Origin of the sequence: Corynebacterium sp., assembly GCF_030152825.1 — a bacterium.
Taxonomy (GTDB): domain Bacteria; phylum Actinomycetota; class Actinomycetes; order Mycobacteriales; family Mycobacteriaceae; genus Corynebacterium.
Genome location: NZ_JASLIP010000030.1, coordinates 1 through 17,479, shown reverse-complemented (window position 1 = coordinate 17,479; position 17,479 = coordinate 1). Strand labels below are relative to the sequence as shown.

15 protein-coding genes are annotated in these 17,479 nt (G+C 64.6%); 10 read left to right on the top strand and 5 right to left on the bottom strand.

Translation table 11 applies throughout. The annotated features are described in order from the left end of the window. The first annotated feature begins 52 nt into the window (after positions 1-52). Together ilvC and Q1V78_RS03620 are read left to right on the top strand one after the other, a co-directional pair. On the top strand, positions 53-1,066 hold the full coding sequence (ilvC, locus tag Q1V78_RS03625) for a ketol-acid reductoisomerase (RefSeq protein ID WP_300611710.1): 1,014 nt from the start codon (positions 53-55) through the stop codon (positions 1,064-1,066). A 96-nt stretch (positions 1,067-1,162) separates the two neighbouring features. After that, positions 1,163-2,161 carry a cation diffusion facilitator family transporter gene (locus tag Q1V78_RS03620; RefSeq protein ID WP_300611708.1) on the top strand — a complete coding sequence of 333 codons (999 nt, stop codon included), beginning with the start codon at positions 1,163-1,165 and terminating at the stop codon, positions 2,159-2,161. Positions 2,162-2,194: 33 nt separating this feature from the next. On the opposite strand, the gene Q1V78_RS03615 is transcribed toward Q1V78_RS03620, so the two are convergent. Together Q1V78_RS03615 and Q1V78_RS03610 are read right to left on the bottom strand one after the other, a co-directional pair. Then, positions 2,195-3,670, bottom strand: coding sequence for a DUF5129 domain-containing protein (locus tag Q1V78_RS03615; protein WP_300611706.1), 1,476 nt, complete (start codon positions 3,668-3,670; stop codon positions 2,195-2,197). A gap of 8 nt (positions 3,671-3,678) precedes the next feature. Continuing rightward, the gene (locus Q1V78_RS03610; protein WP_300611704.1) at positions 3,679-4,425 is read right to left on the bottom strand and encodes a phosphatase PAP2 family protein; all 747 of its coding nucleotides are present in this window, start codon (positions 4,423-4,425) and stop codon (positions 3,679-3,681) included. 662 nt (positions 4,426-5,087) lie between these two features. Here Q1V78_RS03610 and serA point away from each other — a divergent pair. Continuing rightward, entirely contained in the window at positions 5,088-6,680 is a 1,593-nt protein-coding gene (serA, locus tag Q1V78_RS03605) for a phosphoglycerate dehydrogenase (RefSeq protein ID WP_300611702.1), read from the top strand. Between the two features lie 146 nt (positions 6,681-6,826). Further along, complete coding sequence (locus tag Q1V78_RS03600) at positions 6,827-7,126, top strand: hypothetical protein (RefSeq protein WP_300611726.1); 300 nt, start codon at positions 6,827-6,829, stop codon at positions 7,124-7,126. Positions 7,127-7,240: 114 nt separating this feature from the next. Here Q1V78_RS03600 and Q1V78_RS03595 read toward each other — a convergent pair whose 3' ends face one another. Together Q1V78_RS03595 and Q1V78_RS03590 are read right to left on the bottom strand one after the other, a co-directional pair. Beyond that, on the bottom strand, positions 7,241-8,809 hold the full coding sequence (locus Q1V78_RS03595; protein ID WP_300611700.1) for an ABC transporter permease: 1,569 nt from the start codon (positions 8,807-8,809) through the stop codon (positions 7,241-7,243). 80 nt (positions 8,810-8,889) lie between these two features. Continuing rightward, complete coding sequence (locus tag Q1V78_RS03590) at positions 8,890-9,657, bottom strand: ABC transporter ATP-binding protein (RefSeq protein ID WP_300611724.1); 768 nt, start codon at positions 9,655-9,657, stop codon at positions 8,890-8,892. A gap of 228 nt (positions 9,658-9,885) precedes the next feature. Here Q1V78_RS03590 and Q1V78_RS03585 point away from each other — a divergent pair, with 228 nt between their 5' ends. The 4 genes from Q1V78_RS03585 to Q1V78_RS03570 all read left to right on the top strand — a co-directional run bounded on the left by Q1V78_RS03585 (position 9,886) and on the right by Q1V78_RS03570 (position 14,481). Beyond that, positions 9,886-10,905, top strand: coding sequence for a 3-isopropylmalate dehydrogenase (locus tag Q1V78_RS03585; RefSeq protein ID WP_300611698.1), 1,020 nt, complete (start codon positions 9,886-9,888; stop codon positions 10,903-10,905). A 138-nt stretch (positions 10,906-11,043) separates the two neighbouring features. After that, positions 11,044-12,906, top strand: coding sequence for a DUF294 nucleotidyltransferase-like domain-containing protein (locus Q1V78_RS03580; protein WP_300611696.1), 1,863 nt, complete (start codon positions 11,044-11,046; stop codon positions 12,904-12,906). 37 nt (positions 12,907-12,943) lie between these two features. After that, a complete protein-coding gene (locus Q1V78_RS03575) occupies positions 12,944-13,663 on the top strand; it encodes an exonuclease domain-containing protein (RefSeq protein WP_300611694.1) in 720 nt (239 codons plus the stop codon). Positions 13,664-13,674: 11 nt separating this feature from the next. Next, entirely contained in the window at positions 13,675-14,481 is an 807-nt protein-coding gene (locus Q1V78_RS03570; RefSeq protein WP_012360016.1) for a fumarylacetoacetate hydrolase family protein, read from the top strand. Between the two features lie 54 nt (positions 14,482-14,535). Here Q1V78_RS03570 and Q1V78_RS03565 read toward each other — a convergent pair whose 3' ends face one another. Further along, positions 14,536-15,678, bottom strand: a complete 1,143-nt coding sequence (locus tag Q1V78_RS03565) for an isochorismate synthase MenF (protein WP_300611691.1) — start codon at positions 15,676-15,678, stop codon at positions 14,536-14,538. Positions 15,679-15,784: 106 nt separating this feature from the next. On the opposite strand from Q1V78_RS03565, the gene Q1V78_RS03560 reads away from it, so the two are divergent. Both Q1V78_RS03560 and Q1V78_RS03555 read left to right on the top strand, forming a co-directional pair. Further along, positions 15,785-16,861: a PHB depolymerase family esterase gene (locus Q1V78_RS03560; protein WP_300611689.1), complete on the top strand. Its 1,077-nt coding sequence runs from the start codon at positions 15,785-15,787 to the stop codon at positions 16,859-16,861. 135 nt (positions 16,862-16,996) lie between these two features. Next, on the top strand, positions 16,997-17,479 hold a 483-nt coding region (locus tag Q1V78_RS03555; RefSeq protein ID WP_300611687.1), incomplete at its 3' end, for a glutamate--tRNA ligase family protein.

Genomic DNA, 17,479 nt, shown 5'->3' with positions numbered 1-17,479 from the left:
CATCGATAGCGAGCCGCGGGCAGACGCGGCTGGCGAGAAAGGTTGAAACCTCATGGCAATTGATGTTTTTTACGACGACGACGCTGACCTGTCGATCATCCAGGGTCGCAAGGTTGCGATCATTGGCTACGGCTCCCAGGGGCACGCTCACGCGCAGAACCTCCGCGAGTCCGGCGTAGAGGTTGCCATCGGCCTGCGCGAGGGGTCCAAGTCCCGCGAGAAGGCTGAAGAGGCCGGCTTCAAGGTCCTGAACAACGCCGAGGCCAGCGAGTGGGCCGACGTCATCATGCTGCTCGCTCCGGATACCTCCCAGGCACAGATCTACGAAAACGACATCGCCCCGAACCTGAAGGACGGCGACGCCCTGTTCTTCGGTCACGGCCTGAACATCCACTTCGGCATGATCAAGCCAGAAGATAACATCACCATCGGTATGGTCGCGCCGAAGGGCCCGGGCCACCTGGTGCGCCGTCAGTACGTCGACGGTAAGGGTGTTCCGTGCCTGATCGCCGTCGAGCAGGACCCGAAGGGCAACGGCCGCGACCTGGCTCTGTCCTACGCTGCCGCAATCGGCGGCGGCCGCGCGGGCGTCATCCCGACCACCTTCGAGGCGGAGACCGTCACCGACCTCTTCGGCGAGCAGGCCGTCCTGTGTGGTGGCACCGAGGAGCTCATCAAGACCGGCTTCGAGGTTCTGGTTGAGGCGGGCTACGAGCCGGAGATGGCTTACTTCGAGTGCCTGCACGAGCTGAAGCTGATCGTCGACCTCATCTTCGAGGGCGGCATCAAGAATATGAACTACTCCGTCTCTGATACCGCGGAGTTCGGCGGCTACATTTCTGGCCCGCGCGTCATCGACGCCGATACCAAGGAGCGCATGAAGGGCATCCTGTCCGATATTCAGGACGGCACCTTCACCAAGCGCCTCGTTGCCAACGTCGAGGGCGGCAACAAGGAGCTCGAGGGGCTGCGCGCTAGCTACAACGATCACGAGATCGAAAAGACTGGCGAGAAGCTGCGCGACCTCATGAGCTGGGTTAAGAACCCGCTGAACGAGACCGCCTAAGGCCTCAATCTCTCGCGGGGAGTGACCCCGCGCAGGCGCCACCCGACCATTTTCAATAAGTTGTCAATAAGGGTGGCGCTCCCTAAGCTTGACGGCATGAGCGAGTACGTTGACGCAGCCTTCGAGCGCCCACAGAACCGTGGTGGTGCCGATGCGCATCACCACGGTTCTTCGCATTCTCGCGATCGCTCCCATGCACACGGGCATTCTCACTCCCACGCGCCGACGGACGCCCCGATGCGCGCACTTCTCACCGTGCTTGTGGTGACCGGCACGATCTTCTTCGCCGAGTTCATCGGCGGGCTGATCACCGGCTCCGTTGCCCTGCTGGCCGACGCGATGCACATGCTTTCCGATGCAGCCGGCATCATCATCGCGGTGATCGCGATCCTCATCGGGCGCCGCGCCTCCAACGCGCAGGCGACCTTTGGCTACCGGCGCGTGGAGGTGGTGGCCGCACTCGTCAACGCGATCACCGTGCTTGGTATCTCGGTGTGGATTGTGGTGGAGGCCATCCGCCGGCTACGCGAGCCCGTCGAGATCCTCGCTGGCCCGATGATGATCATCGCGCTCATTGGTCTGGTCGCGAACGCGGTATCCGCATGGATTCTGCATAGCCAGCGGGAGCACTCCGTGAACGTTCAGGGCGCGTTCCTCCATGTGCTAGCGGATATGTTGGGCTCCGTCGCCGTCCTGATTGCCGGTGGCGTCATCATGACGACCGGGTGGCAGTACGCGGACGTCATCGCCTCCCTTGTCATCGCAGCACTCGTGCTGCCGCGCGCCTGGCAGCTCATGATGCATACGCTGCGGATCCTGCTGGAGCAGGCCCCGCCCGGCTACGAGCCTGCTGAGATCGACGCGCTTCTCCGGGAGGTGGACGGCGTGGTGGATGTTCACGACCTGCACCTGTGGTCCCTCGACGGAACGAGCGCGCTCGCCTCCGTGCACCTGGTCGTTCCGGAGGACCGCGACCCGGCTGCCGTGCTGTGTGTGGCCCAGGAGGCCCTTCAAGAGCGGGGGATTGTGCACTCGACGATCCAAGTCGAGCGCCCGAGCCACGTTGAGCACGAGGGGCCACACAACGTCTGTTAGCCCCGCGTGGACAGTTGGCGGGAAAGCTCCCCGCTACCAGCTGGAGGAGCCGCCACCGCCGGAGAAGCCACTGCTGAAGCTAGTATTCGCAATGCCCCCGCCGCTGCTGGAGGAAGACTCGGCGGCCCGGGTGTCCGCGCTGTGCCACGAGGCCAGCAGGTAGTAGGGCACCCAGTTCGAGTACACGTAACCGGGGCGCCAGTCGCGGTCGGTGAGGGAGGGGCGCTCGTCCCTGTGAGCCTCGCGGTCCAGGTGCTTCATGTCGCGCGCGGCCAGCTCCAGCGCGTGCGCCTGGTCGCTGACGATGCGGGCCAACCGGTCCATGAAGTCCGGGGCCTGCAGGTTTCGCATCAGCTCATCGACTTGCGCCTCGACATTCTTAAGCTGGCGGATCGCCTCCCGGTTGCGCACCTCGAACAGCGCTTCGGAGAGGTCCTGCTTGATGGAGTGCAGCTCTCGCTCGCGCTTGATCTGATCGCCGCTTTCCAACTCGAACATCAGGTTGATGTTCTCTTCGGCATTGCTCATCGATTCGAGCGTCTCGTGCGCGCTCGCGATCTGGTTGTGCTTGGCGTAGAACTCCTTGTCATCGCTCGTGAGCGTCAGGTTTAGTGCCCCGACCCGGTTGTTGAGGCTCAAGAACTCGTCGCGGATCGTGGTCCACTGCGAGCGGAGCTCGGCATTGGCCAGCGGGGAGCTCAGTGAATTGGCGCGGATATCCAGGGCGTCCAGGCTCTGCGAGAGCTCGGAGTAGTGGGTGGAAAGCTCGTAGAACTGCTGCTTCGCGGTGGCCGTCAGCTTCTTCTTGCGGTGCTGCCAGGCGGCCGCTCCCAGGCCCGCGGCGCCCACGCCCACCGCGCCGACGCCGAGCATGGCGTTGCGGTCCTCGCGAGCCTTCTCCTCGGCCAGGCGCGCGCCCAGCTCCGTATCCGCGGCGACCTTGGCGCCCTCCACGAGGCCATTTGCGAAGTTCCCGCGGCGGAAGCTGTCCTTCATCGCCTCCAGGGAAGCGTCCAGGTGGGGGCCTTCGAAGATATCCAGGTCCTGGCAGACGTCGTTGCCGCAGTACACACCGTTGGTTCGGGTGTTCGTACCCACCCCCAGGATCAGAGTGCCGTTCTCCCATGTGGCGCCCTTGCCGGTGCCGTCGGGGACCAATTCCGGCATGTTTCGGGCTGCCCAGTCGAGGACGTCGTCGTTGAAGTTATCGCTGCTGCCCGGGATGAGGACGTAGACGACCTTCTGGACGGAGTCGGGGAAATCGATCCTCGCGGTCTGCTCGATCATTCCCTGGCGCGCGGCGTCGCCCAGCACGCTGGAGCCGTCAGCCACCTGGACGTCCACCTTGGTGTGGGGCACGGCCGGTGCCGCCTGCGCCTGCACGATGCTGTGGACCACCGGCTGCTCCGCAGCAGCAGTTCCGACGAGGAACCAGGGTGCTGCTCCGGCGCACGCGATGCCCATGAGGGTCAGGAGCGGGGCAGTGGGGCGACGTCGCGAGTGCATCATGGCACCAATCATGCCACAGGGCCCTGGCGGCTGCGGGGAGCCGAGCGTCCGCGAGAAAGAAGGAAAAATGCCAGTGTTTCCCATAGCGTCCACACCAACGGTGCCAGGCTGAAGGAGAAGATAATGGCCCCGGCTGCGTCGCTGGGGAAGTGGACGCCACGGGCCATCACGGTGGTCACGATGAGCGCGATGGCGCCGCAGCCGACCACAGCCATCAGGCCGAATCCCTTCCATCCCACCGTCGAACGGGACAGGCTCGGGTCGAGACCGCGATACGTCGCGATGAGGCAGACGGCCACCGTGACGGCGATGAACGTCGTGTGCCCGCTGGGAAAGCTCATATCGCTGGGCAGGCTGTGTGGTGGGTGCGTTAGAAAATCCCAGTCGGGCCGTGGCCTGCCGACCAAAGCCTTCGGGATGAAGACCAGTGCCCAGGTGCTGGCAATCGTCAACGCAACGATCAGGGGCCGCAATAGTCGGCGAGATATCAGACCGGTCACCACCAGGCCGGCCAGCAGCACCAGCGGTAGGTTGTGGCCGAGGAGAGCTGCATAGACCGCGTCGAAAAACTGGCGTGTCGCGCCCGTGAAGGTACGATTCGCCGCCTGCGTCGCGGCCAGGTCGAAGGTGGAGTCCTGCAGGAACCACCCCATCACGGCGACGAGAAGCATGCCCGCAGCGGCAAGTGCTGTGACCGGGCCGAGGCGGGGCGGTGGCTGCGGAACAGAGGGTGAGCTAGGTGCGGAGGCATTCACGGGGGATCATTCTCCGCAGAGCATCAGGTAAGCGCCACCTGACCACTGAGGAAGAGCTAACGGGGGTGCTAAAGAATTCTTAAAGATGCTGGCAGCGGGGGAATCTATAGAACACACAGGGGGTGGTGTGGGGAAAAGTTTTTCCCAATTACGCAAAGGTGAAACGAATGCTCACGAAATTTCCTAGGTTAGGTTTGTCAGCATGATGCACCGCTGAGTCGGGGCTAGGCTGGCTACCTTACCGGCAAGCCCGGTTCCTGGGTGTCCGCGGGGTTGCGGACCAGGGGTGGGGCTCAGATCAACTCACGTTGGTCGCCGCTGCAAGGGGGTGCAGTGAGGTCGACGTGAGTGGGCGAGAGTGAACAGCCGCGACATGGTTGGGCTGGTTACTGGAGCTCGTGCCTACTGGGTGAGGGGCAGATGATCTGGGCGAATCCAGGATTCGGGCTCGCCGGTGAAGGCAACACCGCGGGGTGGGGTTCCCAATAGATGCAAAACCACCGCCCAGCGGGGGGATTTTTAAGGGTGGCCTACAGCACACACGCCACCGCCAAGGGATATGATTGTGGGGTCATGCGCCATACACGGTCAGGCGTGGGCCCCCTCGGGTGACGCGGTCGTTTCACCCGCTGGGGAAGTGAAAATTTTTCAGGAGAATTCCCTTGAGCACCACCAACCGCCCGGTTGTACTAATCGCAGATAAGCTCTCTCAGTCCACCGTCGATGCACTCGGCGATTCCGTCGACGTCCGTTGGGTGGATGGCCCGAACCGACCAGAACTCCTTGACGCCGTCGTCGATGCCGACGCCCTGCTCGTGCGCTCCGCCACCACGGTGGATAAGGAAGTGCTCGAGGCCGCCAAGAATCTGAAGATCGTCGGTCGCGCCGGCGTCGGACTCGACAATGTGGACATCGAGACCGCGACCGAGCGCGGCGTCATGGTCGCCAATGCGCCGACCTCGAACATCCACTCCGCCTGCGAGCACGCCATCAGCCTGCTGCTGTCTACCGCCCGCCAGATTCCGGCAGCCGATAAGACCCTCCGCGACGGCGAGTGGAAGCGCTCTTCCTTCAAGGGCGTGGAGATCCTCGGCAAGACCGTCGGCATCGTGGGCTTCGGCCACATCGGCCAGCTGTTCGCGCAGCGCCTCGCCGCTTTCGAGACTGAGATCATCGCCTACGACCCGTACGCCAACCCGGCCCGCGCCGCACAGCTCGGCGTGGAGCTCGTTGAGCTTGAGGAGCTCATGGGCCGCTCGGACTTCGTGACGATCCACCTGCCGAAGACTCCGGAGACCAGCGGCATGTTCGACGCTGACCTCCTGGCGAAGTCCAAGAAGGGTCAGATCATCATCAACGCTGCCCGCGGCGGCCTCGTCGACGAGCAGGCGCTCGCCGATGCCATCAAGTCCGGCCACATCCGTGGCGCGGGCTTCGACGTCTATGCCTCCGAGCCGTGCACGGATTCCCCGCTGTTCGAGCTCGACGAGGTTGTCGTCACCCCGCACCTGGGTGCATCCACCGTCGAGGCGCAGGACCGAGCAGGCACCGACGTCGCTGCCTCCGTCCTCAAGGCCCTGGCCGGCGACTTCGTTCCGGATGCCGTCAACGTCTCCGGTGGCAAGGTCTCCGAGGAGGTCGCCCTGTGGCTGAACCTGGCCACGAAGCTGGGCGCGGTTGCCGCCAAGCTGCTGGACGGTGCTCCGGCGTCCGTGGTCGTCACCGCCCGCGGCGAGCTCTCCAGCGAGTCCATCGACGCGCTCGGCCTGGCTGCCCTGCGCGGCACCTTCTCCGGCGTGCTGGACGAGCAGGTCACCTTCGTTAACGCCCCGTCCATTGCTGAGCAGCGCGGCGTGGCTCTCGAGGTGAAGTCCCAGGATGAGTCCGTCACGCACCGCAGCGTGCTGGAGGTCAAGGTCGTCGCCGCTGACGGCTCCTCGGCCACCGTCGTTGGTGCGCTGACCGGCCTGGAGCGCGTCGACAAGATCGTTCGCATCAACGACCGCGGCCTGGACCTGCGTGCCGAGGGCACTAACCTCTTCCTGGTCTACGCGGACCAGACCGGTGCGTTGGGCCGCATCGGCACCCTCCTGGGTCAGCAGGGCGTGAACATTGCTGCGGCGGCTCTGTCCCCGAACACTGAGGACGGCACCGCAACCCTCGTGCTGCGCATCGACCGTGCGCTGACCGAGGATGAGCTGGAGGCAGTCAACGCGGAGCTCTCTGCTGAGAATGCCTTCCAGGTCGCTTTCTAAGCTCCCTTAATGAAAATGTTTAACCGGCCCTGAGCTGGGTAAACAAAATAAACAGCCCCTTATTGACAATCAATAAGGGGCTGTTTATTGTCATTAAGGGAGTAGGCCGCCAGTCGGAGCGCCCGATGGATGCAAGGAGAGCAGTCATGGCACTGGCCAAGCACGAAGTTCACGCAGACCACGAGCACCAGCATGGTCCAGTGTGCGGTCACGTCGCCGTTCCGCACGAGGATCACACGGACTATGTCCACGATGGACACATCCACCGCGAGCTTGATGGCCAGTGGGTGGAGTGCGAGACCGAGGAGCAGGTGGCTCACGAGGATCACGATCACGAGCACGGTCCAGGCTGCGGCCACGTGGCCATCCCTCACGGCGACCACGTTGACTATGACCACGATGGGCATCGCCACGCATTCATCGACGGCAAGTGGGTGTGCTGCTAAAACATATCCGCAAAAGTGAGCAGGGCAGCGGTTTCGCTGCCCTGCTTTTCTTTTCCCGGCACCTAGTTCAGTTCGCTCGATATTGAGCTGATGAGCTGTGACTTCTATCGGGGCCTAGACCCAGTTGCGGACCTTCGCGAAGGCCTTTGGCCAGCGTTGGGAGGTGTTCTTCACCGCCCAGCGGTAGCCAAGCAACCCGATGGTGCCACTGATCAGGAGCTGCACCCCGATGCCAATAGCGGTGAGCCGGGTTGCATCCGCCCAGGACCCAGCATCGTGGAGGTCGATGATCAGCAGCGCTGCTCCGGGGATCAGCGGTATGAAGAGTCCAAGCAGGCCGACAATGGAGAGAATGAACGCGTTGCTGGACGTACCGGAGCGGTTCTTCATCGGGCTCGTGCCCGGCGTGGCACTGGGGAAGGGGAATCGCAGCGCGAAAGCCGGGGCAAGTCCCAGAGACTGCACCAGGGAACACACAGCGAGCACGCTGATACCCGCCCACAGCGGGCGGCAGTCCTCGATGGCCCCAAGGCTGATCACGACGACGAGAAAAATGGGGCCGATGACCGTCAGAGAGGCCAGCAGGCGGCCGGCGATAAGATCCTTCGGGCGCACACCTGAGACCATGTTCACCCAATTAGAGGGACCATCCAGGCCGAAGTCATTGCCATTGACCATCAGTACGCCCTGGGCGACGATGAAGGGTGCATACCACTGCAGCCCAGTGCCCTGGAGCACGCCGAGAGCGAGCAGCATGGCGCCGATCAGAATAAACACCACGGCCTGATAGGAATAGCGCACATCGCGGCGCCAATACCGCAGCGTGCGTGAATACACCGCGCCGCGGGGGCTCGCAGACGCCCAGCGCAGCATGACCCCACCGGTGTGCTTCGTGGCCTGATCAGAGCTGCTTCGGATCGGGTGGGTCAATTCGAAGCGCAGGGCGGTGCGCCAGAGCCACAGGCACCCCAGAATCGTCGCGGCGGCAATGAAGCCCTGGGCGATGCTCGCGCCGACGTTGCCCTCGATGGCGGAGGCTGCCGCGCCGGCCGCTGCACCAAACGGCGTCCAGCTGAAGAGCGTGCCCAACTCCAGCATGTTATCCAGGCTTTGCACACCATTGGTGGTGAAATTCAGCCCCATAATGGCGATGAGAAAGAGGAAGGAAAATGCGTACCCCAGCCGCTCCGACCACACGCGGCTGGCCATCGCCGAGCTGAGCGAGCCTAGGGCCTCGCCCAGGAGTACGGCGACGATGCCCTGCGCGAGGCAGGCAATAACCCAGAACGCGGAGAGCAGGCTGGACTGTGGGGGAGCGCTTGCCTGGATTCCGGCCACACCAAAGCCGGCCATGATCAGCGAGCAGGCGATGGATAGCAGGGCGCGGGACTGCAGGAACGCCGCGCAGGTTAGGCCGGGGAAGAGCTGCCGCTCGGTGACCGGCAGTGTGGCAAACTTCTGCGGGGTCAAGTGGTTTTCCGGGCTGGGCCACACGAACACGATGAGGAGGTAGATGAGTGCACCGGCTGCCATGGCTAGTGGCAGGATGCGCGCCTCGTGTTCTTGGGTGAGCATTGCGTAGCTGAACGCGCCGAGCCCGATGGTACCGAGGACCCCAAAGAAGGCCATGAAGACGGCGTTGAAAATCAGGACCCAGTCTTTCTTGAAGCTTCGGCGCCACATTTTCAGGTGGAGCCGAATCAGGTGCCTGGTCAGTGACTCTTTGGCACGCGCGGGGGCGGCCTGTTGGCTTGGGACGAGGCTCACTGGGCGTCTCCTTGAGTGCCGAGCCAGCTGAAGGAACCCTGCGAAAGGCTGCGCCCGCCCACGAGGGAGACGAAGACCTCGTTGAGAGGCTTACCCTGGCGGACCTCGTCGATGGTGCCATCGCGCAGTACCCGGCCTTCGGCGATGATGGCCACGTGATCACACAGGCCCTCAACCAACTCCATGACGTGCGAACTCATGATGACGGTGCCGCCGGCCGCGACGTAGCGGCGCAGGATGTCTCGAATGACCTGCCCTGAGACCGGGTCGACGGCCTCGAAAGGCTCGTCCAGGATCAGTACTTCTGGGCCGTGGAGCATGGCGCCGGCGAGCAGGATCTTCTTAGTCATGCCCGCGGAGAAGTCCACGATGTACTTACCCTCTGCGCCGGTGAGGTCCATCGCCTCCAGGAGCTCCTCGGTGCGCTGCTCGATGACCTGCGGGTCCATTCCGCGTAGGTGGCCCAAGTAATCGAGGTATTCCCGGGCGGTGAGCCGGTCGAAGATGGGCAGTCCATCCGCCAACAGGCCGAAGCGCTGTTTCGCTGCCCTGACCTGCCCGGCGGAGGCGTGATCCCACATCGGAATGCCGCAGATCCAGGCGTTGCCACTGGTTGGCTCTAGTAGCCCGGTCGCGATGGTCAGGGCGGTGGTCTTGCCGGCACCATTCGGACCGACGACGCCGTACATGCTGCCTCGCGGGATCCGAAGGTTGAGATTATTGACGGCCTGGGTCTCGCCGAAACTCTTGCTTAGTCCGCTCATTGTTAGGGCGGTGGACTCCACTCCGTCGGCGTCGTGGTGATTAGGAGAACCGCCGGGGTAGGGGCGAATGTTATGGAGGTCGCTCATGTCTTCAAGCTAACAAAACAGCGCCGTATCGCCGGGGCCGGGGGAGCGGATTTCCGTCCCAGCTATAGAAATTCTTTCAGCCCTAAGCTGTGAGGTGATACACTTTCACCATCCAGATGGTGAGATGAAGGGGTTCATTCTATGAAACTCGCGGTTATTGATGGTGACGGTATTGGCGTCGAGGTCACCGCGGAGGCCTTGAAGGTCCTCAAGGCAGTGCGCGACGATGTCGCAACGACGGAATACGACCTCGGCGCCCGGCGCTACCTTCGTAATGGCGAGACGTTGACCGACGCCGACTTGGAGAGCCTCAAGCAGCACGACGCGATCCTGCTGGGCGCGATCGGCGACCCGCGCACCGTCCCGGCCGGCGTGCTGGAGCGCGGTCTGCTGCTGCCACTGCGCTTCAAGCTTGATCATGCGGTCAACCTGCGCCCCTCTAAGCTCTACCCGGGGGCGAGCTCCCCGCTGGAGAACCCTGGCGAGATCGATTTCGTGGTCGTCCGCGAGGGCACCGAGGGCCTCTACTGCGGCAACGGCGGCACCCTGCGCGAGGGCACCGACCACGAGGTTGCCAGCGAGGTCAGCCAGAACACCTGGTTCGGCGTCGAGCGCGTCGTCCGCGACGCCTTCCGCCGCGCCCAGGAGCGCCGCAAGAAGCTGACCTGGGTCCACAAGACCAACGTCCTCGTGAATGCGGGTGGCCTGTGGCAGCGCGCCATCGAGACCATCGGGCAGGAATTCCCGGACGTCGAGGTGGATTACAACCACATCGACGCCGCCACCATCTACATGGTCACCGACCCATCCCGCTACGACGTCATCGTCACCGATAACCTCTTCGGAGACATTCTGACCGACCTGGCGGGTGCGGTGACCGGCGGCATCGGCCTGGCTGCCTCGGGCAATATCGACCCGACCCACAAGAACCCCTCCATGTTCGAGCCGGTGCACGGCTCGGCCCCGGACATCGCCGGCCAGGGGATCGCCGACCCATGCGCTGCGATCCTCTCCGTGGCCCTGATGCTGCGCCACCTAGGCGATGAGGCGAACGCCGAGAAGATCGAGAAGGCCGTGCTGGACGAGGCTGCCGGCCGCGATGGTTCCCCGATCCGCACCGCCGAAGTCGGCGACCGCATCGCCGCAGCGGTCCAGGCTTAGCCCAGCGCTGGGTCCAACGTCTACCGCCCGGGCTTTCCGCATGGAAGGCTCGGGCTTAGTCATGTCTTGGGAGCGTCAGCGAGGAGCACTTCAGTGGTTTGGCTCCCAAACCTAAATCCGAATGGGTAGGTTGAGGCCATGAATGCGCCAGTCAGCGTCGAAGTCGAGGAGATCCGCAGCTTCCTCGCCGCCCACGAGCCCTTCTCCCGGCTTCCCAAACCCGCCCTGAACGCCCTCGCCGCAGGAACCCAGATCGGCTACGCCCGCAAAGGCGAGGTCCTCATCCGCCACGGGGAGGTCAACGACGAGCTCGGCGTGATCCGCTCCGGGGCCGTGGACGTCATCGATGAGGACGGCATCCTCCTGGACCGTCGGGATATCGGTCAGACCTTCGGCTACTCCACGCTTGTCGCCGAGCCCGAATCCCACTATCAGATGGAGGCCGTGGAGGATAGCCTCATCATCTACATCTCGCGGGAGACCTTCGCCCCGCTCGCAGAAGAGTTCGCCGACTTCCTGCGCTACTTCTCCAGCCTCTCTGAGCGCATCCGGCTCGCGGCGGAACAGACCCGCAGCAACACCAGCTCTGAGGTGCTGCGCACCCCGCTGGGAGCCTTCGCTATCACTGACCCCGCCGCGACAACTTCACAGACCACACTGCGGGATGCCGCGATCAGCATGGGGGAGCACAACGTCAGCTCGCTGCTAGTCATCGACGACCGCGAGCTCCGTGGCATCATCACCGACCGAGACATGCGCCGCTCCGTCGCTGCGGAGATCAGTGGGGACTCGCCGGTTTCCGAGGCCATGACCGCCAACCCCCTCTCCCTGGGGTCAGACGCTCTCGTCTTCGAGGCCATGCTGCTCATGGCGGAGCGCGGGATCCACCACATCCCGGTCGTCGACGACGGCAGGGTCGCGGGCATCATCGCCGCGGCCGACATCATGCGTCTCATGCAATCCGACCCCCTTTACCTTTCCGGACAGCTCGCCCGCCAGAACACGCCAGAGGAGTTGGCCGAGACCTATCGCTCCGCCAAAGCCGTGGCCATCCGCTTCTTGGAGCGCGGGGCCAGTTCTGAGGAGGCCCAGCGACTGCTGACCGTGGCCACCGACGCGCTGACCAGGCGGCTTCTCACGCTTGTTGAGGAGGAACTGGGGCCAGCCCCTGTGCCCTTCGCCTTCGCCGTGCTGGGATCCCAGGGGCGCCGCGAGATGGGCACCGCCAGCGACCAGGACAACGCCCTGGTCATCTCTGATGAATACCAGCCCGAGGAGCACGGCGAGTACTTCCGGCGCCTTGGCGAGATGGTCTGTCAGGGGCTGGCGACCGCCGGGCAGCCGTTGTGCCCCGGCGACATGATGGCCTCCAACTCGCAGTGGCGGATGACGGTCAGCCAATGGCGGGCGACCTTCCACCACTGGATCACCGCCCCCGAGCCCGACGCCCTGTTGCACGCGCAGACCTTCTTCGACATGCGGGCCGTCGGCGGCGGGGAGGAGATGGTCGATGAGATCCACGCCTATGCAACTGCTGCGGCCAACCAGGCACCCCGGCTGCACGCGCACCTCGCCGCGCTCGCGGTACGCCGGGAACCCCCGCTTGGGGTCTTTCGGGGCCTGATCCTGGGGCGGCGCGGCGAGCACGCGCACACCCTGGACATCAAGAAGGGCGGGTTGGCCGCCGTTGTGCAGATCGCGCGCCTGCACGCGATTCTGAGCGGCAGCCACGAGCTCTCCACCCGGTCACGGCTGGCCGCGGCGGCGGGGGAGTCGCTCAGCCGATCGGCTGCAGCGGACCTCACCGATGCCTTCGATTTCCTGTCTTCCATCAGCCTTCACCACCAGGCGAAGCAGGACGCGGCGGGGGAGGCGCCGGACTACCGGGTCGACCCGGGGGAGTTAAAGAAGATGGAACGGGAGCACCTGCGGGATGCCTTCCAGATCATCAAGAAGGCCCAATCGGGGCTCTCGGTGCGTTTCCCAGTGCGCAGCGTGTAAGGCGAAGCCGAGCGAGAGGATTATTAAAGGAGTAGCGATGGCGAAGTGGTGGCAGGCTCCCTGGCTGGGTACTTCCTGGCGTACCCGTCAGGCGACGGGCGCCCTGGCGGAGTACCACGACGTCCCCCGTGCCAAGGTGGACCAGCCCATCGGAGAGGCCCCACTGCTGGCCGTGGACGTCGAAACCACCGGCCTGGATCCAAAGAAGGACCTCATCCTCTCCATCGGTTGGGTGCCCATGACTGGCGGGCGCATCACCCCGGCCGAGGCGGACTACGCGGTGATCCACCACGAACCGGAGGCCCTGGAGCGCGTACCTGCCGGCATGGAATCGGCGAAGATCCATGGCATCACCCACACGGACATCGAGGCAGGGGAGCCGCTGCGCGACGTGTTGAGCAGATTGCTGTTGGCGCTCCGGGGCCGGGCGATGGTCGTGCATTTTTCGCCCATCGAGACCCAGTTCCTAGGTCAGGCCTGTAGGCAACACTTCGGTTCGGGTCTCTCCGTCCCGGTCATCGACACCTTCGCCATCGAACGCCGGTACTTCGAGCGCATGGCGACCTACCCGCGCGGTGAGGATCTGCGGTTACCGCGGGTGCGGGAACGCTACGGGCTACCGCATTACGGTTCCCACAATGCGCTCAGCGACGCGCTGGCCTGCGGGGAGCTGCTGCTCGCGATGCTGAAACACGAAAGAAATAATCTTTCGATAACAAGTACCCTAAGCGACATCATCGAGCGCACAGCCAGGTAGGGTTGGTACCTATGCGTATCGCCCGAATTGCTCACCCAGAAGGAATGACATTCGCGGTGCTTGAGGGTGGCCAGCCGGACGGCACCGGCGCCACCTGCCGCGAAATCGCTAATCACCCATTCGGCGAGCCGGAGTTCACCGGCAAGTCGTGGCCGATCGAGGAGGTTCGGCTGCTCGCGCCGATCCTTCCCAGCAAGATCGTAGCCGTGGGTCGCAACTATGCCGACCACGTCAAGGAGGTCTTCAAGCAGGGCGCGGAGCACCTCCCACCGACCATCTTCCTGAAGCCCCCGACAGCCGTCGTTGGCCCCGAAGCCCCGATCCGCATCCCCGAGTGGGCCACCCGTGTCGAGTTCGAAGGCGAGCTCGCCATCGTCATCGGGCGACCGTGCAAGGACGTCAACCGTAACAACTGGAAGGACGTCGTCCTGGGCTTCACCATCGTCAACGACGTCAGCTCCCGCGACCTGCAGTTCGCTGACGGTCAATGGTCCCGCGCGAAGGGCCTGGACAGCTTCTGCCCGCTGGGCCCATGGATCGAGACGAACGTCGACGGAATCGACATCGACAGCCTGCCCATCAAGGCACACCTGACCCACGACGGGAAGACCGAGACCAAGCAGGACTCGAACTCTAACCAGATGATCAAGGACATCCCGGAGATCGTCGAGTGGGTATCCTCCGCGTTCACCCTGCTGCCGGGCGATGTGATCTGCACCGGTTCGCCGGCCGGTACCGCGGAGATGGTGCCGGGCGACCGCATTGCGGTGGAAATCCCAGGCCTGGGAACGCTGGCCAACCCGGTTCAGGCATACTAGAAGATACGGAGTCGGCGGCCTCGGGGGAGGTTCGCCGCGCCGTGGGGGCGGGGGTTAGACGTTCCGCATGCTGGCGGGGACGTTGAGCGCCCGCAGCGCGGTTTGCAGCTTGGCGGTGGTTTCCTCCGCCTCCTCGTGGGGATCGGAGTCGGCGACGATCCCGCCACCGGCCCACACGCGCGCAGAATCCCCCTCCACGCAGGCGCAACGGATGGCGACCATCCACTCTCCGTCGCCGCTGGCATCACACCAGCCGACCGCGCCGGCATAGAACTCGCGGGGTTCTTCCACAGACTCGATGATCCCCACCGCCTCGTCGGTGGGGGTGCCACCGATCGCCGGGGTTGGGTGCAGCATCAGGGCAAGGTCAAGAGCGGAGTATTCCGCGTCAGCCAGGGTGCCAACGATCGGGGTTCCCAGGTGAATCATCTCGGTGGTCTCGTGAATGAGGGGCTCGGCGGGGATATCGAGCTCCGAACACAGTGGATCCAAGATCCTGCGGTAGTGCTCCACCACAAGCGCGTGCTCGACGAGGTTCTTCTCGCTCGAACGCAGCTCTTCGGCGGTCGCGTCGTCGCGCTCTGCAATGCCCGTGCGCGGCGCTGAACCCGCCAGCGGGAACGCTCGAACCGTCCTGCCCTTCCGGGAGACCAACATCTCGGGGGAGGAACCCACGAACATCGACCCCTGGTCCTCCTTGCGCCCGGTCGCAGACAGGTCCACGGCGTAGCCGTCACGGTTGGCGGAAAGATCGATGAAGCGGGCGGCGACGAGCAGCGGGTCGATGGTGTCTGCGAAGTAGACGTCCGCCACGCGGGCCAGAACCACCTTCTCCAGGCTGGTCCGGCGGATGGTCTGAATCGCCGCGGCGACCCGGGCCTGGTGTTCTTCCTTCGTCGTCGCGACGGTGACCTCGACCGCCTCGAGGGACTCGGCGGCCTCTCGTCCGCGGAAGTATGCGGGCGGCTCGAGCGGGCCGTCGAAGGTGACGACCTTCTCCGGCTCCATGAGCGCGGCGCGGAAGCCAGTGTTGAAAGGAATCGCGCCGACCAGCAGCTCAGCGGTGCCCTCGCGCAGGGCCGTGCTGGCCTCGAAAGGGTCCGGGAATGTGGCCTTACGCCCCTGAGTCCGAATGCTGTGATGTGGTCGTGACAGCAAAAAGTCCGGAGCGGTCACCGGCCTTTTGTCTGAATCCATACCCACCAGTCTACCGACCGCCCCCGCGGGCTCCTCGATGGCCACCTCAAGGGCCAGTGTTCGACGCAACTAGGTTTCCTGAGGGACCATAGAGTACATTTGCCGCATGAACTTTCTTCCCCACCTGTCTCAGCGCGCCGGTGAGCCCGCTGAGCAGCCGGCACAGTCCCGCCGCATTCTCCGCCGCGGCCTGACCGCAGCACTCGCCGCAGCAGCAGCCCTCTCCCTCTCCTTCGTTCCGCAGGGATCCCCCGAAGCCCAGGCACAGTCCTCCATGGGCAGCCTCAGCTCCTCCGCAGGCGACCTGGAGGACCTCGCCGGCATCATCAACGGCATCGTCGGCGGCCTGGAAAATGGCGGCGGAGGCGGGGCGGGTACCGCCCCGAGCAATAACGCCAACCTGAGCGAGCGCACTTTCAGCGTCAACGGCAAGACCCGCAAGGCGATCGTCAAGATGCCGAAGTCTGGCCTGCGGAGCAACCTGCCGGTCGTGTTCATGTTCGGCGGCTGGCAGCACGACGCGAACAAGGCCCGCAGCTACGCCGGCCTGGAGAACACCGCAGCCGGTGACTCCGCGATCATCGTGTACCCGGAGCCGGTGCGCAGCACTTTCAAGGGTGAGACCTACCCGGCATGGGGTGGGGCCCCGTACGCCACCAACACCAGCCGCAGTGCCGACGTGGTCTTCGTCCGCCAGATCGTCAACACCCTGGTCCGCGAGGGCAAGGCAGACCGCAATCGCGTCTACGCCACCGGGCTGTCCAACGGTGGTGGCATGGCCCTGGGGCTCGGCTGCGCGGCCCCCGACCTGGTCAAGGGCGTCGTGGGCGTGTCCGGCGCGTACTACACCCCGACGGTGAGCAACTGCGTGAATGCCTCGGTGCCGACCATGATCATCCACGGCACCGGCGACGACATCGTGAACTACAACGGCGGTTCCCGTCACGGCGCAACCTACCTCTCCATCGACCAGGTGCACCGTCAGTTCGCTGCCCGGAACAAGTGTGACCTCTCCAAGGCGCCGAGTGCCTCCACGAACGGCAACATCACGACTTACCGCTACAGCGGCTGCGCCGTGTCGACCGTGGTGCAGAAGGTCGCGGGTGGCGAGCACACCTGGTACCCGAGCCGTCCGGATGCGGCGCAGGAGTCCTGGAACTTCTTCAAGTCATCCATTCGTTAAGCGCGGGGCAATGGCCCGCGCCCGCCCCGGGTTGTGCGATGCACAGCCCGGGGTTTTGCGCTCCCAGGGCGGATCCTGTGGTTCAGCCCCGGCGCTCGATCTTGCGACGGGGCAGCGCGGGTAGGATAAGAGCCCATGAGTGAAGTTCGCGTACGTTTTTGTCCATCGCCCACCGGCACCCCGCACGTCGGCATGGTGCGCACCGCGCTGTTTAACTGGGCTTATGCTCGCCACACCGGCGGCAAGCTGATCTTCCGCATCGAGGATACGGATGCTCAGCGCGACACCGAGGAGTCCTACCAGGCCATCATTGACTCCCTGAAGTGGCTCGGCCTCGACTGGGACGAGGGGATCGAGACCGGCGGCCCGCACGAGCCCTACCGCCAGTCCCAGCGCATGGATATCTACGCCGAGGTTCTGGAAAAGCTGAAGGCCGCCGGCGAGGTCTACCCGGCGTACTCCACCCCGGAAGAGGTCGAGGAGCGCCACAAGGCCGCTGGCCGCGACCCGAAGCTGGGCTACGACAACTACGACCGCGACCTCACCGAGGAGCAGATCGCCGCGTTTGAGGCGGAGGGTCGCAAGCCGGTCTGGCGCCTGAAGATGGACCACGACCGC